This window comes from Trichocoleus sp. AS-A1 (genome assembly GCF_039962015.1).
GTDB lineage: Bacteria > Cyanobacteriota > Cyanobacteriia > Cyanobacteriales > FACHB-T130 > FACHB-T130.
Genome location: NZ_JAMPKG010000004.1, coordinates 80,290 through 103,147, shown reverse-complemented (window position 1 = coordinate 103,147; position 22,858 = coordinate 80,290). Strand labels below are relative to the sequence as shown.

12 protein-coding genes are annotated in these 22,858 nt (G+C 45.8%); 4 read left to right on the top strand and 8 right to left on the bottom strand.

Annotated elements, in window-relative coordinates; translation table 11 throughout:
- Positions 1-98: 98 nt before the first annotated feature.
- Together NC994_RS04805 and topA are read right to left on the bottom strand one after the other, a co-directional pair.
- Positions 99-4,325 (bottom strand): type I polyketide synthase, encoded by a 4,227-nt coding sequence (locus tag NC994_RS04805; RefSeq protein WP_190439776.1) that lies wholly within the window; start codon positions 4,323-4,325, stop codon positions 99-101.
- Between the two features lie 1,016 nt (positions 4,326-5,341).
- Positions 5,342-7,552, bottom strand: a complete 2,211-nt coding sequence (topA, locus tag NC994_RS04800) for a type I DNA topoisomerase (protein ID WP_190439774.1) — start codon at positions 7,550-7,552, stop codon at positions 5,342-5,344.
- 96 nt (positions 7,553-7,648) lie between these two features.
- Between topA and NC994_RS04795 the strand changes: the two genes are divergently transcribed.
- Positions 7,649-8,692, top strand: a complete 1,044-nt coding sequence (locus tag NC994_RS04795; protein ID WP_190439773.1) for an S-layer homology domain-containing protein — start codon at positions 7,649-7,651, stop codon at positions 8,690-8,692.
- Positions 8,693-8,750: 58 nt separating this feature from the next.
- Here the strand turns inward: NC994_RS04795 and NC994_RS04790 are convergent, their stop codons facing one another.
- Entirely contained in the window at positions 8,751-9,200 is a 450-nt protein-coding gene (locus tag NC994_RS04790) for a hypothetical protein (protein ID WP_190412768.1), read from the bottom strand.
- 172 nt (positions 9,201-9,372) lie between these two features.
- Positions 9,373-10,446 (bottom strand): peptidoglycan-binding protein, encoded by a 1,074-nt coding sequence (locus tag NC994_RS04785; RefSeq protein WP_190439772.1) that lies wholly within the window; start codon positions 10,444-10,446, stop codon positions 9,373-9,375.
- 568 nt (positions 10,447-11,014) lie between these two features.
- Here NC994_RS04785 and NC994_RS04780 point away from each other — a divergent pair.
- From NC994_RS04780 to NC994_RS04770, 3 genes are all read left to right on the top strand, one after another.
- A complete protein-coding gene (locus tag NC994_RS04780; protein ID WP_190439771.1) occupies positions 11,015-12,646 on the top strand; it encodes a hypothetical protein in 1,632 nt (543 codons plus the stop codon).
- An 89-nt stretch (positions 12,647-12,735) separates the two neighbouring features.
- Positions 12,736-16,602, top strand: a complete 3,867-nt coding sequence (bchH, locus tag NC994_RS04775; protein ID WP_190439770.1) for a magnesium chelatase subunit H — start codon at positions 12,736-12,738, stop codon at positions 16,600-16,602.
- Positions 16,603-16,714: 112 nt separating this feature from the next.
- Positions 16,715-17,587: a short-chain dehydrogenase gene (locus NC994_RS04770; RefSeq protein WP_190439769.1), complete on the top strand. Its 873-nt coding sequence runs from the start codon at positions 16,715-16,717 to the stop codon at positions 17,585-17,587.
- A 161-nt stretch (positions 17,588-17,748) separates the two neighbouring features.
- Here NC994_RS04770 and NC994_RS04765 read toward each other — a convergent pair whose 3' ends face one another.
- The 4 genes from NC994_RS04765 to NC994_RS04750 form a co-directional block, all read right to left on the bottom strand.
- On the bottom strand, positions 17,749-18,693 hold the full coding sequence (locus NC994_RS04765) for a phosphodiester glycosidase family protein (RefSeq protein ID WP_190439767.1): 945 nt from the start codon (positions 18,691-18,693) through the stop codon (positions 17,749-17,751).
- 194 nt (positions 18,694-18,887) lie between these two features.
- Positions 18,888-19,502, bottom strand: coding sequence for a gamma-glutamylcyclotransferase (locus tag NC994_RS04760; RefSeq protein ID WP_190439763.1), 615 nt, complete (start codon positions 19,500-19,502; stop codon positions 18,888-18,890).
- Positions 19,503-19,848: 346 nt separating this feature from the next.
- Complete coding sequence (locus tag NC994_RS04755) at positions 19,849-21,510, bottom strand: D-Ala-D-Ala carboxypeptidase family metallohydrolase (RefSeq protein WP_190439758.1); 1,662 nt, start codon at positions 21,508-21,510, stop codon at positions 19,849-19,851.
- Between the two features lie 433 nt (positions 21,511-21,943).
- Positions 21,944-22,849 (bottom strand): retropepsin-like aspartic protease, encoded by a 906-nt coding sequence (locus tag NC994_RS04750; RefSeq protein ID WP_190439754.1) that lies wholly within the window; start codon positions 22,847-22,849, stop codon positions 21,944-21,946.
- Between the last annotated feature and the right edge of the window lie 9 nt (positions 22,850-22,858).

The following is a 22,858-nucleotide window of genomic DNA, read 5'->3' as shown; positions in this document are numbered from 1 at the left end:
CTCACTTAGAGGTTGGAGCCTCGCCCGACCGCGTTGAATCTTGTGCTCAGCTTCAGTTGAAGCTTCATCTGAAGCTTCAACTTGCTGCGATTCTGGGGTTAAGTTTTTTTTTCAGCCACCCGCGATTCCTGGCTCATATATTCAACAATTTGAGCAAGGGTGCGGAGTTCGGCTAGCTGTTCTGGATTCACCGGCGGCAAATCAGGGAATAACTCCTGCATTGCCCCCAAGATTTCCACCCGCTTGATCGAGTCAATCCCCAAATCTGCTTCCATGTCCATCGAAAGCTCTAGCATTTCCGTGGGGTAGCCAGTCTTCTCACTGACTACTTCTAACAGGGATTGGATCAGAGCATTCGCCTTCTCCTGGGAGACAAATCCGTTTTCTGCCTTCGCTGAAACTGCTGCCGCTGGAGCAGAAACCTCGACCTCTGTTGATGGCGCTTTGTTGCCCATATATTCAACAATTTGAGCGAGGGTGCGGAGTTCGGCGAGCTGTTCTGGATTCACCGGCGGCAAATCAGGGAATAACTCCTGCATTGCTCCCAAGATTTCCACCCGCTTGATCGAGTCAATCCCCAAATCCGCTTCCATGTCCATTGAAAGCTCTAGCATTTCCGTGGGGTAGCCAGTCTTCTCGCTGACCACTTCTAACAGGGATTCGATCAGGGGGGTCAAATCCACCGCTGGCGCTGTTACAGATGGGCTAGAGGTCTTTTCGATGACTGATGGCGCAACTTCTGCCTCCTCTGCTTGAGCGATTTGATTTTGCAGGCCGTTTGTCTCTACTTGGCGAGCCTGGGCTGGCTGCGAACCATTGCTGGAAACGGGAGATACTGGCACTGTAGGGACGATTTCTGGGGCAGCTAGCCCAGAAATCGTCAGATCCGGCGTCGGTACGACAGTCGTGGCAGTAGGGGAAACAACCGAATACTGTGGTTTGTCAGAGGTTCCTTGTCCGTTTTGTCCTTGCTCAAAGTTCCGAACCGGCGCGATTGACGCCTGACCATTCACAACTGACCCATTCGCACCATTACCAGCCCCCAAAAGAGAATAATGTTGCTGCATGAGCTGGAAAAATCTTTGGGAATATTCCAACTGATTTTTCAGGTATTGTTCGTGAACTTGCTGGCTGGCAGCTTGATGTTCGTGAAAGCGCATCATGTTGCGCTCTAAACTTTCTAGAAGACCCTGATTATTTACAGAAGATTGTTGCATGGGTTGCGCCTCTGATTTGGTTGCGGGTGGAACTGGTATCGGCTCTGGCATTTTGACTTGGGGAATTACGGGTACGGGAATTACGGGTTGAGGGGTAGGGATTGGGGCGATGTGTGGTGTTGGTTTCGGGGCTAAAGATTTCTTCGGCTCCTGTGTCAATTTCCCATTCCTGTTTTCCCTTTCTGGATTTCCCTTGATTTGGTGTCCGTTTTGCAAAGCGTGTTCAAAAGCAGCTTTGGTTTTCTCACTGACATAGTTAGCGCCGTTTAAAGGCACATTCAATCTCTTCTTTTGCTGAGAATTGGATGTTTTTGATTTAACTAGGTAAGGATCGAGGTTATCTAAAGACAAGCCAGCCACGCGCAACTGAACAAAGGCTTCGCACAACTGGCGCTGGCTATCTCCTTTGCTACTGGCATTCAAGGCGATCGCTAAATGGGGTCGATCTTCGAGGATATTCTTCACCAGATTGGTCAGGATATTCCTGGGGCCAATTTCGACAAAGAAATATCCCCCGGCTGCGTAAATATTTTCAACTTCCTGCTTAAAATGCACAGGATTGACAATATGTGCAGCTAAGGTTTGTCCGATGGTATGGGAATTGTCTGGATAAAGATTTCCGGTTGTATTGGAGTATACCGGGATTTTCGGTTGATTAAAAGTAACGCGATCCAGCACCTCTGCAAACCGTTTTTGAGCGTGAGCGACAAACGGTGAATGGAAAGCTGCGGAAACGGGTAGTAAAACAACCGAATACCCAAGCTGCTCCAATTTCTGCTGGACTTTGGCGATTTCTCCCTTCGCCCCCGCTAATACCACCTGATTGTTAGAGTTCCAGTTGGCAATGGTGATTTTGGGGAAATTCTCGACAACTTCTTTGACTTTATAAATATCCCCTTTCACCGCCAGCATCATGCCGGTATCAACTTTTGGATCGTCGGGGAATGCCATCGCTTGACCTCTGGCTTTGACGAGGAAAAAGTAATCTTCGTCATTCAGAACGCCCGCCGCCCATAGTGCTGTCAGTTCCCCGAAGCTGTGCCCTGCCACATAATCAGGCTTGAACCCTGCCTCTTCTATAATCTTGTAGAGACCAAAACTCAAGGCACCAATTGCGGGTTGGGCATTTTCGGTCTGTTGTAATGCCGCAATTTGGGCATCCTTTTGGGCGTTGTCAAAAACAGGACACGGGAAAACGACTTGGGAAATGGGTGGCAACCCATTCTTGCCCAGGTATTTGTCCATATCGCTGTAAGCTTGGCGAAGCTGAGGGAAGTTAAGGACAAGTTCCTTACCCATCTCCAAATACTGCGAACCTTGCCCCGAAAACAGCGCCACTACCTTCCCTTGGGGGTTCAGGCTAGTTTTGCGGTAATAGATTCCTTTGGGATGCTCCCACGATTGGGCTTGCTGTTTGTTTTTGAGTAAGTCAATCGTAATCTGCAATAATTCACGGGCTTCTGCGGCAGAGGTGGTGACAAATCCCACTCTGGCTGAGGCAACGGGAATTTTTAAACTCGCAGCGCTGACAAGTTCTGTGTAATGTTGTGTGCCGCGATCGCTTGCCAATTGCGACTCTAGGGTTTCACACTTCGCCAATAATTCTCCTACTGTTGGAGCATCCAGCAGGATGGTCGCTGGCGTACTGTGTAAACGATAAGCCTGTTGATGTTCCCTTTGATATTCTTCGAGGACGACATGATAATTCGTGCCTCCAAAGCCAAACGCACTGACCCCTGCTCTTCTTGGCGTTTCATCATCAATGCCAAGCCAGGGTCTGGTTTCGGTATTCAAATAGAAGGGTGAGTCTTCTATTTTAAGTTTAGGGTTGGGTTGGGTAACATTAATCGTCGGGGGTAATATCTTATGGTGCAAAGCCAAAGCCGTTTTGATCAGGCTGGCTGCACCTGCTGTTGCTTTGGTATGTCCAATCTGAGACTTAACGCTCCCCAAGGCAATATGTTGTTTTTGGGAGTTGTTTTGGCTAAAAACTTCATTTAAGCCTGCAAACTCTGTCGGATCGCCAGCGACGGTCCCTGTACCATGAGCTTCAATCAGACCGACTGTTGAGGGTGCAAATCCAGCATCTTCATAAGCTCGACGCAACGCTACGGCTTGCCCTTCCGAACGAGGAGCATAAATGCTCTTAGATTTGCCATCGCTGGAGGTGCCCATTCCCTTGATGACGGCATAAATGCGATCGCCATCTCGTTCGGCATCTTCAAGCCGCTTGAGAACCATCATTCCCATGCCTTCACCCAACAGCATCCCGTCGGAATTTATATCGAAGGGACGAGAATTCCCTTCTTTAGAAAAGGCAGGCGTTTTACTAAAGCACATATACATGAAGATCGAATTGTCGGCATCCACACCGCCCGCGATCATCATGTCGCTACGATACTCGGTCAATTCACTCAAAGCCATCCGCAGGGCGCTTAATGACCCGGCACAGGCTGCATCTACAACACAGTTAATTCCTCCTAAATCTAGGCGGTTGGCAATTCGTCCGGCAATCACGTTCCCCAGCATGCCCGGAAAAGAATTTTCCTCCCAGCCGATATAGGCAAGTTTTATCTTCTCAATAATCTTTTGGGTATCTTCGTCAGATACACCACTGTTTTTAAGAACCTTCTCCCAAACGGGATATTGCAAACGGGCAGTTAGCGGCGTAATTAGTTTCTGCCCGCCCCCTACGCCCAGAATGACGCCTGTGCCTTTCCGATTAAAATCTCTGGATTCACCGTAACCAGCGTCTTCCATTGCCTGTTTGGCAACTACCAACGAGAGCATTTGGGCGACATCTGTCACCTCTAGAATATTGGGAGGCAACCCAAATTCCATCGGATCAAAATCAATATCCGGGATGAATCCGCCTCGTTTGCAATAAGTCTTATCCGGTGCCTTGGGATCTGGATCGTAGTAGTCCTCAATCCGCCAGCGTGAGGGAGGAACATCAGAGATACAATCGGTTTTTGTAATGATATTTTCCCAATACTCTTCTAGAGTCCTGGCTTGCGGAAAAATGCAACCCATTCCGATAATCGCCACTGGTGTTTGTTGCAGTTGCCGCTTAATTTTGTTGTTTATCAATGATTTATCAGACTTCATTCCTCAACCTGACGCTAGTGACGTTCCTGGTTCAAAGGGTTATGATACCAAGTTATTCCGCTTTAGTGTAGTTGTATATCCACTCAATTTAAACCTGTGGAAGTTTGCTGTTTATTTTCACACGAGTGGGTACACCCAGCTTCATATTCTCAGCTTGGGCGAAAGCTTTGTAGGCTGCACGCAGATAGGCAAAATCAGGAATTTAAATAATAGCAATTTCAGTCCCTTGAAGCAAGTTAACTATTTTAACAAATTTTCTTGTAGTTGAAATTTTATGTTATAATGACTTTATTTTTTGAGTTCTCTGTCAAGCCTTGGGTACAGGGTATAAAGCTAAGGGATCGTGGTTAAAAAAAATTTTAGGGGTTAAAACCCAGGCACAGTAAAACTTAGAGTATTTAAAATTGGTAATTTAGAATCGCAAGTACGCTGAAACTACAGGTTTCAATTTTTTACAATTTAAATTTGATTCAATTTGAAAAGGTAAAAGAGTGTATTTATTTTAGTTTTGATTTTAGAATTTACAAAAAAATAGGTAAGTTTCTCTTGTTCAACTTTTTATTAAAACAACGGTTAAAACAACAAAAATAATTTTTAAATTTATTAAGCGTTGTAGTAAAAATAAGGTCTGCTATCACTTTAAATTTAGCTATATTTATTGTTATGTATGAAGAAAACCTTTAAATAAATGTGATGCTATTAACTACTAATGCCAACCAAAGTATGCTTAGACATAGCTATTTTATTTCCAGCTATGTGTAAGGGCAACTACCCAAGTGTTGAGATGCCGCTGTTCTTTGTGAATAGTTGTGCTGTAATTTAAAATATATCTCCAATAGAATGCAATTCGAGTTGAGGGATGGGGGGACTGACTTGGCGTTTATTTTTTAGTTAAAACTTGATAATGATTGCGTACACTCCAGACCCTTAAACCATCAAGCAAACAACGTCCTTCAATTAGGCGCTTTGTAAATCAAGAAACCAAGCCACAGGTATACCTACGCATTCTTACTGAATTACTCCGCGCCAAGCTCGCCAAATTTTGGCGACCACCAGTTACCTTTTTTACTCTCAAAGAAGGCTACCTCTTTGCATTTCTTTTGTTTGGTTTTCGGGTTAGAGCAACGCAACATCACCTTATCTTGACCATTTTTGGTGTATTTGTAACGCTCTAGGGAAGAGCCACAAATCGGACAAGAATGCTGAGAAGGCTTGTCAGAACGCGGCGGATTTTTCCGCTTAGCGTCAGGCAATTCATACTCTAGCGTGGATACGTTAAAAAACATTACAGCACCGCAGCCATTATTGCGCTCATCACAGCTCAAAAAATGGTCTGTTTGAAGTTTTTTAGACTTCGAGTAAACCCTCATCATTGGATGTTTGCATTTCGGACACCGAATATTAGTAAGTTCAGACCGAGTCTCCGTGCTAGTATCGGTGCGAGTATCCGGGGGTTCACAAACAGGTGGAGTGACCTTAACTCGGCTTGGATTCGTTACAGTCGGCATAGAAACGGGAATTTTTGCCCCGGCTTTCTTGAGTGCTGGGGCAAAATAGTCGCGGTTCCAGCTAGTCAAATACTTTTGCCAGTCCAGCTTACCGTGAGCGATCGCATCCAATTCCCGCTCCATCTTTGCCGTAAAATCTGCTTGAATCAGCTCAGGTAACACCCGACCCAAAAACTCATCAACTTCCATCCCTAACTGGGTAGGCACGAGCAACGCCTTCTTCAGAACCACATACTCCCGCTCTTTCAAAGTCTTTACAGTCGGAGCATAGGTGCTAGGACGCCCAATCCCCTGTTTCTCCATCACCTGAATCAACTTAGACTCAGAATAACGGGGGGGTGGCATCGTCTGCTTCTTATCGGCATCCGCATGGGTACAGATCAGCGGTTGCCCTTCTTTGAGGGTCGGCAACACTTGATCTGAACCAATATCTCGCCAGTAGCGAAGATAGCCCTCAAACTGTAGCACCTGACCCAAAGCTTGCCAAGTGACGCTACCAGATTTGGTGACAATTTTCGTCTTCAGGAGTCGCGCTGGTTGACACAGAGAAGCGATCGCGCGTCGCCATATCAAATCATACAATCCAGCTTCTTCGGGTGTTAACTCTGCTTTAATGACGGATGGTAGCCGGGTAATCTCTGTCGGTCGAATTGCCTCGTGCGCCTCCTGGGACAGCGCTGCACTTTTACGAACAGTCGTCTTTTGGGGGACATTCTCTGGGTCATTTTGCTCCAGATACTTCCGCACCGAAGCGCAAAACTCCTCAGATAAAGTTGGGCTATCTGTACGCATATAGGTGATGTATCCTTGCTCGTACAGCTTTTGCGCCACTTGCATTGTTTTCTCTGGATTCAGCTTTAGACGCGCTCCTGCTGCCTGCTGAAGGGAACTGGTGGTAAATGCGGCGGGTGGTTTTTTGAAACTCACTTTACCTTGGGTGCTGACTACCTGATGCGGATGACTCTTCGCCATCGCTACCAGTTGATCCGCTTGAGTTTGTGTTGTCACTCTGGTTCCTTCAGCAGCTTTTTTGCTGTCAGGAGACTCAGAATCATCGGTTTCCTCTACTTCAGGCTCATCGGAACGATTCACTTGTCCGGCATAAAAGGCTCGAAACCCCTCGGCGTAGTCAACGTAAACAGACCAGTAATCTTCAGGGACAAAGGCTGTAATCGCTCTCTCGCGATCGCATAATAGGTGCAAGGTCGCGCTTTGAACCCGACCGACTGACTTGGCTCCGTTTTTGAGCGACCAAACCAGAGGGGAGCCTCTGAAGCCAACCAGCTTGTCGAGACACGTCCTCAGAAGAGCTGCATCTACGAGGTTCTGGTCGAGGGGACGGGGTTTGCTCACGGCTTTTTTAATCGCAGTTTCTGTAATTTCGCTCGTCACTACTCGCCGGGGATTTTTTACCTTGAGTTCTCGTGCCAGATGCCAAGAAATTACCTCCCCTTCCCGGTCTGGGTCTGTCGCAAATATGACTTCGGTTGCTGATTTGACGGCTTGTTTTAATTCTGTGAGAACCTTTTTGCCTCGGTCGCCACGGGGGACAAATCGACAAGTAACGCGATCGCCTGATAGGTCAAATCCCAGTGCATCTTCCCCGTCTTTAGCCAGCTCAACGACATGACCCATGCTTGCCATCACTCGGTAGCCAGAACCAAGGCTTTTCTGCCATTTCTGCCGTTTTCCAGGGCTTTCTATCAAAACAAGTTTCATGTTCTGTCCTCCAAAAATTTTTAATTCTTGCTTTAAGAAGGATGACTTAGCTAGGCATTTTAGGGTATAAGCTACTTGCTGCATGAACTCAGGTAAATGACATCACCTCCCCCCGATCCACGTTCCTCTCGGCTTGGCTTTGATGAGTTGATTGGCATTGTTGTTGCCTTCGGCGTGATTGGCACGATTTTCTTCTGGTCAATTGGTAGAAGGGAGCCAGGGTTGAATTTGACCGGATTGCCGACTCCTGACGCCACGGCGAGTCCAAAGCCAGCAGCGCCGCTACCAACGGTGATACCCGGAGAATCGCCCACCCAGCAAACGGTTCCGGCACCTTCTGCTTCACCGAGCGACCCAAACTCAACGCTACTCATACCGGACGATCCAAACACGGTATCGAGAAGCGTCCCGATTATTCCCGTACCCGTACCCGCGCCTTCCGCCCCAGCGCCGTCAGTCGCCCCCGCCACAGTACCCGCGCCTGCGCCTTCCGCGCCTGCGGCGGTTGTTCCCGTACCAGCCCCCACAGCTTCTGCCCCAGCTAAACCGATCAACTTTTCCGATATCCCCGACAATTACTGGGCGCGTCCTTACATTCAAGCGCTGGTTGAACGCAACATCCTCGCGGGTTTCACCGATGGCACTTTTCGCCCCGATCAACCGATCACGAGAGCGGAATTTACGGCTCCGTTGCGGAAGGCTTTTAGTCAAAAACCGGTTCAGAATGCTTCAAATTTTCAAGATGTCCCCGCTGGGTACTGGGCTGAAACAGGGATCAAGCAGGCTGTAGCAACGGGTTTTCTGAAAGGATATCCGGGAAATCGGTTTCTACCCAACCAAGAAATTCCGAGAGCGCAAGTTTTGGTTGCGCTTGCTAGCGGCTTAGGGCTGAAACCACCGTCCAATCCGGCTCAAGCTTTGCAGACTTATCAAGACGCCAATCAGATTCCTAAGTACGCGACACAAGGTGTCGCAGCGTCTACAGCCGCCGGTCTTGTAATTAACTACCCGAATCAAAACTTGCTCAAACCGAATCAGGCGGCGACTCGTGCTGAGGTAGCTGCTGCAATTTATCAAGCTCTAGTACAAGCCGGACAAGCACAACCAATTTCCTCTCCAGCCGTTGTGCAGCCACAATGAGGGAACCATCGTAGGGGCATGGCATTGTTCGTTTGAGCGAAGCGTTTGGTGACACGCATCAAATTCGGTTTTGGAAGTTGCGATCGCCTTTATACCCGGATAGCTCGGCGAGTTCTTCTAAAGAAAGCAGACCTGAGTAACGCCGCCCCTTAATTTCCCAAGTGGGAAAGCCTTTGATCTTTGCCTTTGTGCAGAGGTCTGGACGCGGATTTTTACCGCCCGCATCGCACTCGATGTAGTTTATATAGCCAAGCGCCTCTTTTGGAAACAGTTCTTTCTGTTTTGTGCAGAAAGGGCACCAATATGCGCCGTAAAATTTGGCTTTGGTGCGCTTCAAGTGGCGTGCTAAACCCACTTCTGCTGTAGTAGCGGCGCGATTCGAGGATTTGGTTGGCTGGAGTGCTGATTCTGTATATGGATCGGATGAACAGCCAGCAATTAATGCCAGTAGAGCGATCGCAGTAGTGCGGATGATAACCGCGCTAAGGTCAAATCTTTGAACTTGCATAGCTCTCAGTTGGGTAGATGTTCGGCAATCAGCAAAGTTTACCTTTTGTTTTCATACCATTTTGCTTTACTGTTGCCCAATCTAAATTTCTGAACTATCGATAAATAGAGACGCAATAAATCGCGTCTCTACAATCTAAACTCAAAATCTTAACTCAAAAAACTCCTCAGCCTTAGCGACCATCAACTGACCAGTGGGGCGGGTCATTTGCTAGCTTAAATACGCCATAAGATGCACCTACACTATAGAGAGCCGTATTGTTGGCACCATTCGTGGGAGCGCCAATATTCACCAGGGTGCCATCTCTCTTTTTTATTTTTAGAATTCCTTCCCAGGTAATGTTCCAATCGATGGCTAGCCTTTCAGTATGGCGAGATCTTAGAGCCACCGGATTCCCCCCAATCCCGAATTCATCTACCATCAGTTGTGCAGCTTGCACAGCTACAGCGTTCGTATAATGTACCCATTCAATGTCAACTCCCGCCATATTTGGTACATTTTCTGCTCTGATTTCTCCTCGACTAATCCGAGCCGAATAGTGCATCATATAAGCTCTTTGTGGAGGTCGATAGGTAGCGGCAATAATAGTTTGGGCACCCGCATCAATTAAAGCTTTTTGAAAAGCTGCTACCTTTTCTCGGAAAGGCGAAGCTAAATCAGAAATCGAGCGGCTAGTCGGAAAGTTGTCATACCAATGCGGACCACTCAAGCGAAATCGAATTCTTTTGGCATAGGCGTTGAGGATATCCATTGCTGGGATAAAATCTGCGCCTAATTTCTGCTTAGTCGTTGCAGAAAGTAGATTTTCCAATTCATCACGCAAGCGCACATCTCTTTGGAGATAAGCTTGGGCTAACCCTTGGCTACTTCTAGCTCCAAAGTCTCCATCTACGGTTAAGTCGGGAACCAATATAGTATTCAAAGACTTTTGTAAATCTTTAACCTCTGCCTCGCCAAAGCGCAGATAAGCAAGCAACATTGCTGCCGTAAGATTGGGAACTTTATAAAGAAAACCGTCGCTCAAAGCTTTGGTGTAGGTGGTATTATCCACAACTCCATTAACCGGCAAGTTATTTCTTTGCTGATAACTACGGGTAGCTGTATCGCTAATCTTGCCAAAGTCTCCATCAACGGTTCCTATCGGATAACCAGCCTCTTTTAAAAAGCTTTGCCAAGCACTGACTGCTGCTCCATTAGAGCCGATTTTGAGTGTGGGTAATTTCAGCGCACTGATATTAAAAGCCATAGATTCCACCTGAATTCAGTATTGCTAACTTTTCTGTTAATTAGCCAAGGAAAAGCCATCGACCCAGTCTAGCTTTTGTGCTATTTTAACGCTACAAAAGAACGCAGCAGATGAGAGTTAGACTGCTTGTGCGATACACTTGCATTTTATAACTTAATGCTTAATAAATTTCGATGATATAATTTTAGTTATTATTTCCGTCATATGTCTATCTTCCTATTTAATTCCAATAAGGTAATTATTGGAAAATACCTTATGCCTAAAATCAATCCTCTAACTTATGATAATTAATAGTTAATTAATTATCTGGCTTTTTTATAAAATTAAATTTTCTTGAACTTGAGGTAGCTTTTATAGTAAAACCTCTACCTAATCTTCTGTCCAGTTTTCAAATAAAAGATTTAAATATTGTTACAAATTGCTACAATATTTAATTGAATCTTATCGTCTTAGAGATTCTACCGGCTAATTTGAAACCGCTGCTGATTTAACACAAATTCCGGATTTTATCTCATCGGTTGTGGAGCATCTGGTAACGAATGTTCGCTTTTTTTAATAAGGAGACTTTATGGCAGACTCTGGAAATCGAATGCGCGATCGCACGCCAGACGATGTAATTATTCAGGCACAGGCGCGAAAACCCATTACAGATCCCAGTCTGGGCATTGCCGTTGAAGTGAGTAGACAAGGAACTCCTAAGCATCGGCTAGTCACGATTGGGGACTCTCTCTCTCACGGCTTTCAAAGTGGGGCAATTTTTAATACTAGCCTCTCCTATCCGATGATGATTGCCAAGGAAATGGGCTGGTCTAACCAGATGCGTTATCCCACCTACGACGGGCCAGGAGACGGGTTTCCGCTGAACCTAGAACATCTGGCTCGACAACTCGATCGGGAGTTTGGTGATATCAACTGGTTGGATTTCGCCCCGGCGCTGTTGTTTATACGCCACTACATGGACGATGTAGAGGATTATTGGGAACGTGACGCAGGCTCCCGCTTCCCCATTCAACGCGGGATTAATCACAACCTGGCAGTCTATGGCTGGGATTTGCGGAATACCCTGTCGCGCACTGCGGACATTTGCCTAGACATCATTCGGAAAAATCCCCCCAAAGACGATTATCTCCGGCAGGTTGTCGAGTACCATAACGAACGCGCTGCTATCCGAGTTTTGAATTCGGCGCGGGATGCACAAGGCAACGCGCTGACACCACTGCAAGCGGCGGCAGCACTGGGCGCTGAGGGGACGCAAGAAAGCGATGGTAACGGCATTGAAACGCTGCTTGTTATCATCGGTGGCAACAATGCGCTGGGTAGTATTCTGACATTTAAGGCAGCTTGGACTGCTGAAGGTTATGACGATATGGCGGTCAACGATCGCTATACTGTCTGGCGTCCGATTCACTTTAAGGCTGAACTGGACAAGCTGGTTGAGGAAGTTAAGCAAATCCGCGCTCGCCATGTAATCTTGGCAACGGTTCCTCACATCACCATCCTTCCTTTTGCCCGTGGTATCAATAAAGACAATGAAGGGAAAAAAGCAAAGTCAGGATCTCGATACTTCCCTTACTACTCCTTGCCTTGGCTGACTGAAGAAGACTTCGATCCAAATAAGCATCCCTATTTACTAGAGGAAGAAGCACGAGCCATTGATAGTGCCATTGACCAGTACAACGACTCTATAACCGAGGCGGTGCTTCAAGCTCGACAGGAAGGCAGAGATTGGTATCTGTTTGAAATGGCTGGCTTGTTGGATCGCTTGGCATCCAGGCGCTATATCCAAGACCCGGAAGCCAGACCGACTTGGTGGGATGAAGTGGGTGGTCAGTACGAGTTGCCACCTGAGCTTCAGGCACTTTCACCTGTACCAGATTCCCGCTTTTTTAAATCTGATGCAACAGGTCGCACTCAAGGCGGCTTATTCTCTTTGGATGGCATTCATCCCACCACGATTGGCTATGGCATCATGGCGCAGGAGTTGATTGAGATTATGCACAAGAAGGCGGGGGTCAAGTTTTATGAAAGCGATGGGAAAACCGAGCGGACTGGTGACATCAGAGTTGATTTTAATCGCTTGATTGCCTTAGATACGCTGATTTCTAACCCACCGCGATCGCTCTCTAATGCTCAGAGTTTAATCGGTTTGATTGATAAGAACTTTAATATCTTCAGCGGGATGCTCAGGGCGAGTTACTAAAAGCAATCTGAGGTCGGGGTGGGCTTAGGCGTCCCATCCCCAAGGTTCCTGCTTAAGATCGAAAGTAGGAACCTTTAATCTCTCTGGGCATGAAACGCATTGTTCTAATTGCTGGGTTTGAATCATTCAACGCTGACTTGTACCGGAAGGCAGCTCATTTGGCTCAGGCTAGGTGTCCGGAGTTGGATATTCGGGTGTTTAGCGATCGCGCCCTCACGACGGAACCAGACGCCGTAGAAGCCGCACTCCAAGGGGCAGATGTCTTTTTTGGCAGTCTGCTATTTGATTACGACCAAGTCATGTGGTTGCGCCAAAGGGTGCAAAATATTCCGATTCGCCTCGTTTTCGAGTCAGCCTTGGAATTGATGAGCCTCACTCAGATAGGCGCGTTCAAAATTGGCGACAAGCCTAAGGGAATGCCCAAGCCAGTTAAATTTATTCTCGACAAATTCAGCAACGGGCGAGAAGAAGACAAACTTGCCGGTTATATTAGCTTTTTAAAAGTTGGGCCAAAATTATTAAAATTTGTGCCAGTGCAAAAAGTGCAAGACTTACGCAACTGGCTAATTATTTACGGTTATTGGAACGCTGGTGGAACAGAAAATGTCGCGTCGATGTTCTGGACGCTGGCAGAGAAATATTTGCAGTTAAAGGTAGGAGAAATTCCGCCGCCCCTTGAAACTCCAAATATGGGATTACTGCATCCCGATTATCAAGGTTTTTTTGAATCCCCAAGGGCATATTTGGAATGGTATCAACAGCTTCGCAAAGGAGAAGATAAAAACAAAGAGAATTCACCAATTTCCAATTCCCAATTTCCAATTCCCAATTCCCAATTCCCAGTTGTCGGCATTCTGCTTTATCGCAAGCACGTTATCACCAAACAGCCTTACATTCCCCAACTCATTCGCCACTTTGAGAAAGCTGGGTTGATACCTTTGCCAATCTTTATCAACGGCGTCGAAGGTCATGTGGCGGTGCGGGATTGGATGACCACAGACTACGAAATGCAACAGCGACAACTCGGTAATCTTGAAACTCCATCTCTGTCTGAAGATGCGGTTCCAGTAGATGCAATTGTCTCTACGATTGGCTTTCCCCTCGTCGGTGGCCCTGCGGGGTCAATGGAAGCAGGGCGACAAGTGGAAGTAGCAAAACGCATTCTAACTGCCAAGAATGTACCCTATATCGTCGCTGCACCGCTACTAATTCAAGATATCCATTCTTGGACACGGCAGGGTGTGGGCGGGTTACAAAGTGTTGTTTTATATGCTTTGCCAGAACTGGATGGGGCAATCGATCCTGTTCCCCTCGGTGGATTAGTAGGAGAAGATATTTATCTGATTCCAGAACGAGTTCAACGTTTAACTGGAAGGGTGAAAAAATGGATTTCCTTGCGACAAAAGCCAACGGCTGAACGTAAAATTGCCGTGATTTTATATGGTTTTCCGCCTGGATATGGGGCGACGGGGACAGCGGCTTTATTGAATGTACCGCGAAGTCTAATTAAATTCCTCCACGCCCTCAAAGACCAAGGCTACAACGTTGGAAAATTACCGGAAGATGGGGAAGAATTAATTCGCATAGTGAAAGAGGCGGATGAGAACCCCACCCCAACCCTCCCCGTGAACGGGGAGGGGGCAAGATCATTCACCTCCGTTGACGGCGGAGTTCAGGCAAGTACAAGCGTTAACGCTAAAACCTTAGAAAATTGGCTGGGATATTTGCTAACGACTCGCATCGAAAAACAGTGGAAATCCCTCACTGGAACTGGCATCAAAACTTATGGAGATGAATTTCAAATTGGAGGGATACAGCTAGGAAATATTTGGATAGGCGTACAGCCACCCTTGGGAATTTCCGGCGACCCAATGCGACTAATGTTTGAGCGCGATTTAACACCTCATCCTCAGTACGCCGCCTTCTATAAGTGGTTGCAAAACGACTTTCAAGCTGATGCTGTCGTTCACTTCGGAATGCACGGAACGGTTGAATGGTTGCCCGGATCTCCGCTCGGTAATACGGGCTATTCTTGGTCAGATATTCTGTTAGGAAATATCCCCAATCTATATATCTATGCGGCGAACAATCCTTCTGAATCAATGTTGGCAAAGCGTCGCGGCTACGGGGTACTGATTTCCCATAATGTGCCGCCTTATGGTCGTGCTGGATTGTACAAAGAATTGGTATCGCTGCGCGATTTAATCGCGGAGTATCGGGAAGATCCGCAAAAAAATTACGCCCTCAAGGAAGCAATTTGTAAAAAGATTGTAGATACGGGTTTGGATGCAGATTGTTCTTTTGAGGATGCTAAACGCTTAGGTATTGACTTCTCTCCTGAGAATGCCAGACTGTTCAGTGCAGATGTTTTTAATTCTTACTTAGTAAAACTGTACGAATATCTGCAAGTTCTAGAAAATCGTCTTTTCTCATCTGGTTTGCATACGCTGGGGGAACCACCAACTCCAGAAGGGCTAATTAGCTATTTTGATGCTTATTTTGAGTTACCAAAAGACATTATTGAGGCAGTTGCTAAAGGCGCAGACAAACAGACAGCACTGTCAGCACACTGGGAATCCTTAAACAAAACATATCCTAATGTTAAATTTCGCATCAATCCTAATCTTCCAGAGTTAATAGATGAAGCGATAAAAATACGTGATTTATTGCAACAAAATAGTGAAGAAATCACTAATTTGCTGCGGGGACTTAATGGCGAATATATTCCGCCTGCGCCGGGTGGTGATTTGTTGCGGGATGGTGCTGGTGTGTTGCCAACAGGCAGGAATATTCATGCTTTAGATCCCTATCGGATGCCTTCACCAGCCGCTTACGAAAGGGGTCGAGAAGTTGCTAGAAAGATTATCGCCCAACATCTTAAGGAACAGGCTTCTTATCCGGAAACTGTAGCAGTAATGTTATGGGGATTGGATGCGATTAAAACGAAGGGCGAATCTCTGGGAATTTTGCTGGAATTAGTGGGTGCTGAACCTGTTAAGGAAGGTACGGGAAGAATTGTCCGTTATGAATTGAAACCCTTAGCAGAAGTTGGTCATCCGCGTATTGATGTGTTGGGGAATCTTTCAGGTATTTTCCGCGATACCTTTATCAACATTATTGAATTATTGGATGACTTGTTTCAACGCGCCGCTGATGCTGAGGAACCGGAAGACCAAAACTTTATCCGCAAACACGCTTTAGCGTTGAAATCTCAAGGTGTAGACAATCCCTCAGCGCGATTATTTTCTAACCCTGCCGGTGATTTTGGTTCTCTAGTGAACGATCGCGTAACCGATGGTAACTGGGAATCGGGGGATGAATTGGGGGATACTTGGCGCGATCGCAATGTCTTCAGCTACGGTAGAAAAGACAAAGGACAAGCTAGACCGGAAGTGCTGACGCAGTTGTTGCAAACAAGCGATCGCATTGTCCAAGAAATCGACTCGGTTGAATATGGTCTTACCGATATTCAAGAATATTACGCCAACACTGGCGGCTTGAAAAAAGCCGCAGAAAAACAACGCGGTAAAAAAGTTAGCGCCAGCTTCGTCGAAAGCTTCTCTAAAGACACCACGCCTCGCAATTTAGACGACTTGCTGAGGATGGAGTACCGTACCAAATTGCTAAACCCCAAATGGGCAGAAGCAATGGCGAATCAAGGTTCCGGTGGCGCTTACGAAATTTCCCAACGCATGACAGCACTAATTGGTTGGGGTGGTACTGTTGATTTTACCGATGATTGGGTATACGACCAAGCAGTAGATACCTATGCTTTAGATGCAGAGATGGCGAATAAATTGCGCGAGGCGAATCCCGAAGCTTTCCGCAATATTGTTGCGAGAATGATAGAAGCAAATGGGCGAGGTTTCTGGCAACCTTCTGAGGAGAAATTACAGAAGTTACGCGAATTGTATGAATTATCGGAGGCAGAAATTGAAGGTGTAAGCATAAGCTAATCGGATGATATGGTAGTTATTATGTAACTCATAAGCTTTCACCTAACCCTACTAGCTTATGGTTCTAGGGTATAGGTTTAGCTTTAAGTTTTATTACCAAGGAGTATCAAAGGTGGCAAATTTAAACAATGAATTTCCTTCTCCTATAGAGTTTTTTCTGGAAATTCCTCTTTATGGTTCTTTTGAAGTAGAGCCTAATTCCGAACTAATTAAGGAAATTGAAAATTTCAAAGGTTCGATTGATGCTTTCTGCCTGAATTGTAAAAAGCCAAGTACCTTCAAGAAAATGGTTGGTATTAACGAACCTATATTAGGACATTTGTCAAAATCGATTAAAGACAAAAAAATACTTGCTAATGCTAAAAATCAAAATCCTTTACTAATTCGTTGGCAAGAATCTAATCTAAATAATAGAATATTTAATGTCAATTTTTCCTGCGCCAGGGATAACAGTCATAGGATGCATTTTTGTTTTAAAGTATGCGAAGGTACAATTCAAAAAATTGGTCAATATCCTTCAATTGCTGATTTGAATATGACCGAGATAGGAAAGTATAGAAAAGTATTAGGTGAAACAAAATATAAGGAATTCAGTAGGGCTATTGGGCTTGTCAGTCATAAAATCGGTATTGGCTCTTTTGTTTATTTAAGAAGAATATTTGAAAATTTAGTCGAAGAAGCTCATCAAGAAGCTAAAAAAACAGATGCATGGGACGAAGAATTTTACAACAGTAGTCGAGTTAATGAAAAAATCGGTTTATTGAAAGATATTTTGCCTGAATCATTAGTTAAAAATACAATTATTTATTCAATTCTAAGTAAAGGAATTCATGAGTTAAGTGAAGAAGATTGCTTGAATCATTTTAGTAGTCTAAAAAAAGGGATAGAAATTATTTTGGATGAGAAATTAGAAAAATTAAAAAAAGAAGCAAAAATCAAAGAAACTGAAAAGTCTCTGTCTGAGATAAAAAGTAAACTTAAGTAAATTAATAGAGTATAGCAATATACTCGATGAGAGGTAAACTCGGTTGCATAAACCTAAACGCCGCTTGCAAAGTGTAACCTAAAAAATATCACTGTGAAGACTGTATAGAAAATGCAGATGAAACTTGAGACTTATAAATATAAAAGTAGCTTAATAAAGTTTTACTCGGTTTTATAAATTAAGAAAACTGAGCCAATTGGATTAGAGTTTTCTACATAGATTTTGTCGTTATAGTAAAAAGCTGTTGAAAACCCACCATCAAATAACATCGCTTCCTGAATATTTCCTAAACAGTGATTGTTAGAAATTCCTTTCAGGACATCATCAAACTTATCTGGATACAATGGCCCATCGGTTTCGACGTTGTTAACCAATAAAATTACATAGCCTTTAGAAGTAATTGCTGCCATTGAGCGACTGGTTTCGTGTTTACAGGCATATTCTCCCAAGTCATTACAAATATCTTTAAATATTCCATCTTTATAAAATCTTCCATTTCCTCCTACTAAGTTATAGTTTAAATTTTGCTCGTTTCTTTTTCCAATCTGAATCGTCGCCTTTCGCGCTTCCGTACCTCCTGAAATTCCAAAAGAAGACCGCTTATCTTTAAATAAACCCGAATATTCTACCCCCCTCGAAATGTTCAAGCCTTGGGGTTTATTCTCAGGATCTATATAATCCCCGTTAATGGCTGCAATCGGTTTTTTGCCATTTAGTTTTGCATTATCATCGGCTATAATTTCATGAAACTGTTTTGGAACATATTCTTTGCGGAATCTTCCTTTAGCATCTTTAGCATAAATTTCATGGGCTAAAGCAAGACTAACCTTAAAATCTAGTTTCGGAGATTTTGGATCAAAAATAAGAACATAATTTGCACCTTTAGCCTTTGTATTTCCTTGATGATCCGTTCTGATAAATTCTATGCTGAATTGCCATTCTTGGCTTTGGCAATCGCATAAATTATTAGCTGTATTTTCTCTGCTTATTATTTTTTGTACTTGAACTTGAGGAATCTTTGAAGCATTTTTGGAATAAATATGAATAGCGGATACAATAATGAATGTTACTAATAATATGCTTAGAAATTTTGCTTTTGTAAACATACACCAAGAATTTACAAAAAATGTATGTTTACATTTTAAGCCTAGCAATATCTAGGATGAGGGTAAAAATTAACTACCCTACAAGTATTTTAATAAATAATAAATACGGGGGAATTGTCAGTTGTCATGAGCTTTTGGGTGTTTGCTCAGAATTGCTGACCAAAAACGAATCATTAATGACGAATGACGAACGATCAATTACCGCTAACTAAACGAACCGTAGAGACTGATGAGACCCAGTGGCGCTGTTGTAACTGATGCATATGGTTAAACAGTTGCCAGCAATACTGTTCTGGAAGCCCGCAGGTTAAGGCACCGCGCAGGACAACGTTAAAGTACCAGTCATTGGGGGCGAGTTCTTCTGCTAATTTATTAACGACAACGTAGGTACGAACGCTGGTATATGTCCGACCTTGGCAGGAAACGTTGACCATTTCCTGGCGATAACCGCCTTGAGGGACTTCTTCGCGTTCATCTAAGCGATCGCTCAATCTCCACGGTAGTCGATACAGAACTCCTTCAACTGAGGCTGATGGATCTTTTACCATATCTAAAACACCACAGTTACGAAGCGCTGAGCGACGATAAAATCCTAGCCGATATCCTTTCAGTGTGGCAGCACCAATCACGTAACTATGGGTGTTCTCGCCGAATGTACGCTTTAAATCGACCGGGCACATACAAGAACCGTAAGCAAAATAGTAGAACATCGGCTCTGTTTGTTGCTGTTGTTGCAATCTCAATGCTGGATGTGAAGGATTATGAGATTGTACCCAGGTGTGTTTTAAGTGTCCAATGCGATCGCTCATCTATCTATAGGTATAGAAATGTTTTTACTATGGACATGATTCTAGCAGAATGTTTTTATTGTATACCTTCATATCCCGATAGGCAAACCGTAGATTAAATTTTTGTTTTCTCCTCCGGAAACCGGATAAAGATTAGTAGGGTTGTGGAAAAGCCAAATGTTTTGGAGTTTCCTTGCGGAAGTACAAATACAAGGTTGGGTTTCATTCCCGCACGGAGCCAACGAAACACTGGCTGCGGTTGGGTTCAACAGCGGGAAACCCAACCTATACGGAAAGATTTGTCAGCCAACCCTAACCGCTCACCATTGATAGAAAGAGGAGCTTTTGTGTACCTCTGTGCCTCACTTTAGTTTCGCCAGCGTGCCCGATAGCTTCGCGCATCAAGATGACACAGGTTCGGGAAGCTGGTGTAACGACCCAAACCACCGGGCCACCAAGGGTCGAGAGACCAGTAAAGTTGATCGCCAGAAAGACCTTCGCAGAGAAAGTCTATTGCATCTCCAACAATATGACGGCTGTATCTTGCCCCACCAACTGCACGATTGATCGCTGGAGGTCGATACCAGCTAGTGATGATGAAGGGTCGCCCAATGCGATCGCGTGCCCTTTGTGCGAGTCTCGCAATCCGGATCATGGCATCCAGCGTCGCCTGGTTAGGAGGCATTCGGGTGCCGCCGTGGGTAGCTTCTGCCCAGGTAAAGTTGCCATCCGGAACGATGGGGGCAGACAGCTGAATATTCCTTAGCGTCCACCTGTCGGGACGCTTGGCGACAGCGATTGGAACCGGCTTGGGTGCGGCGTCCGGAGAATCTTTCCGTGCCTGATTCATGCGTTTGAGATCCTCAAATAAGGAGCGAATGGCTTGATCTCTGGTTGCCAAATCGCGCCAAAGTTGAACCAGGCGGATTAAAGCTTCTCGTTGGTGGTCGATTTCTTTATATTCAATCGGCAGACGCCGAACAAAATTCAGCAATTCTCGATCTAGCTGGGCGGCAAGACTCGATAACCTGGTGCGATCGCTTGTCGTGCCACTCAGCAGTAGAGGGTCGATTCCCAATGATGCCAGCGCGGAAGCGCGAGAGTCCAACTTTCGCCAGATCCGAACTAATTCAGTTAGCGCGTTGCGTTGGTTGCCTGAAGCTTGATAGTACTGCGGGATGCGCTGGATAAAGGCAATCAGGGCCGGATCGACAATTTTAATCCCTGTATCGGCGGAGGTGTTGTTTTTCAAAGAAGCGATCGCAACTTCCCGCGATTCTAGCTGACGCCACAGCTGGGCTAGCCGCAGCAGGGCTTCTCGCTGATAGGGATAACCGGAGTAATTGGGAGAAATTCGCTGGATAAATTGTTTGAGAGGAACATCCATCTGGGATTCCTCGAAGTTATCGCCAATGACTGTGCCAGGAGACAGCAAAGACGCGATCGCGGCTTCTTCTGTATCCATCTGACGCCACATCCGCACCACTTCCAGGGCAGCATCCCGTTGATGAGGCAAGCCAGTATAGTATTCTGGAACTCGCTCCACTAGGGTCAGTAGCGCCTTATCCAGGTAGGCAAGATTGTGGGGCAAGCCTTCTGCACTGAAATCGGTTTCGATGTCTTTTAGGTACGCTTGCAGTAACGCCTTGCCATCGCTGGCTTCCAACCGCGCTGCTGTCGGTTCGCTTGCTGGCGGTGCATAACCATCAGCCACAGCTTGAATAAAGCGATCGCTGTAGCGCCCTTTTTGTACGTCCCACAGATCCGCTCCTTTCCACCCCTGAGCGACCAGATTGTTACTTAAACTGCGGATAGTATTGGCAGCATATTGCACTTGTTTGGGAAAAGAATCCACCTCCTGTAGGGGAATGCGATTCGCTGGGGAGATGCCCAGTCCCTTTTCTCCGTCCGAAAACTGCGGTGAAGATAGCACTTGATAAAGCGCTGCCAGAATCGGCTTGTGAATGCCAGTTCGTTCCGCTTCTAAGAGGTAGTAGTAATTGCGCTGGTCTGGTGTCAGTGTTGGCATAGCCAGTTTTGATAACCCACTTAACCACTCTATGACTTTGGCACCCGTTCCGAAGCTTTTCCGGAGTGATTCCTAGAATAAATATCAATCAGTGCGATCGCTAACTAAACGGCACGGTGACGCCCCAAGCGTCCGCTTTTCGGAAAGAGAAGCCAGAAAATCTAGCTTCCTCCCCTTGTCGGGTACAGTGACTAATTTTGCTCGAAGCCCTCTCAGACCTAAGTCCCCGCCCCTTTCCTAAGTACCTTGCTTACTCCGAAGGGGTGAGAAGGGGAGCCATATTCAAAGCCCCTCTGGGCTATAGCCTAACGGCATATGCTTCGCAAACGAAGCGGGGCTTAGGAAGACCACCGACTTGTGTGTACGCGGTAGCCTTTTGTAGGGTAGTAGGGAGTCAAAATACACTGTACCCCATTAAAATCGCGCTCGTTCTTCAGCGCTGGCGACGAAACTCCACCACATCTTTTTTAATGGTGATGTCATAGCCGTCATAGAAGTCATGTCCTAGCAGTCCAATGTCCAAGTCGGGTTGTCCGATTCCTACCAGCACATCTTTGACGAGATTTCCACCCAGTTGCATCGAATTAACAAACCCAAAGTATATCCCAGCTACTCCATTCGCCGTCTTTACGTTCGCCATTCCTACAGGTTTCACCTTTAGGTCATAAGCCATCTGTCGGGTGATCAACGTTTTACTTGCCCCTGTATCCAGAAACATTTCATATTTCTTTTTGCCATCAAATGTCACGTCAACAACAGGAATCGTGTCCCCTTGTCGGCGTTTGATGGGAACCGTGAAAAAGGGTTTGTTAACGATTGCAGGTCCAATGGGTTTGGGCTTGGGCGGAGGAGCCGCTTGTTTCTGAGCCGAGGCTAGAAAGCGCTGGTATTGAGGCAGCTTCTTTTGAGCGATCGCATGGTTGCGGCTAGAAGTTGGCACAGCTTTCATTAATTCAATTGCCTCTTGCCACCGGCTGGCAACTAATTGCCAATCATCTCGGCTTTTGGCAGATTCACTAATCGCGATCGCGCCAAGGGCAGTATCAATCGCTTCGTTATAAGTGTCAGGGCCAGTCTTAATCGGTTGGTTAACGGGTGTTTTTTTAGTCGCCGTGGATGCTTTTGGCTTAGCTGTTGAGGCAGGTTTAGCCGGTTGAGTAGCAGCAGCAGAACTGGCAACAGCCGCCACGGGACTTGCACTAGCAGCAGGCGTCGCTGGGGCTGAGGCGGCTGGTGGGCTAGGAGGGCTTGCTGCATCGTTATTACAGCCAAGAATCCCAAACGCCAGGGAGCTGGATAGAACAATCAGGGTGGTACGGCTTTGAGAGGGTTTCCACATGATTAATCG

Bases quoted from the DNA above. Each gene is read 5' to 3' on its own strand.
- NC994_RS04805 (WP_190439776.1), bottom strand. From the start codon at position 4,325: ATGAAGTCTGATAAATCATTGATAAACAACAAAATTAAGCGGCAACTG.
- topA (WP_190439774.1), bottom strand. From the start codon at position 7,552: ATGAAACTTGTTTTGATAGAAAGCCCTGGAAAACGGCAGAAATGGCAG.
- NC994_RS04795 (WP_190439773.1), top strand. From the start codon at position 7,649: ATGACATCACCTCCCCCCGATCCACGTTCCTCTCGGCTTGGCTTTGAT.
- NC994_RS04790 (WP_190412768.1), bottom strand. From the start codon at position 9,200: ATGCAAGTTCAAAGATTTGACCTTAGCGCGGTTATCATCCGCACTACT.
- NC994_RS04785 (WP_190439772.1), bottom strand. From the start codon at position 10,446: ATGGCTTTTAATATCAGTGCGCTGAAATTACCCACACTCAAAATCGGC.
- NC994_RS04780 (WP_190439771.1), top strand. From the start codon at position 11,015: ATGGCAGACTCTGGAAATCGAATGCGCGATCGCACGCCAGACGATGTA.
- bchH (WP_190439770.1), top strand. From the start codon at position 12,736: ATGAAACGCATTGTTCTAATTGCTGGGTTTGAATCATTCAACGCTGAC.
- NC994_RS04765 (WP_190439767.1), bottom strand. From the start codon at position 18,693: ATGTTTACAAAAGCAAAATTTCTAAGCATATTATTAGTAACATTCATT.
- NC994_RS04760 (WP_190439763.1), bottom strand. From the start codon at position 19,502: ATGAGCGATCGCATTGGACACTTAAAACACACCTGGGTACAATCTCAT.
- NC994_RS04755 (WP_190439758.1), bottom strand. From the start codon at position 21,510: ATGCCAACACTGACACCAGACCAGCGCAATTACTACTACCTCTTAGAA.
- NC994_RS04750 (WP_190439754.1), bottom strand. From the start codon at position 22,849: ATGTGGAAACCCTCTCAAAGCCGTACCACCCTGATTGTTCTATCCAGC.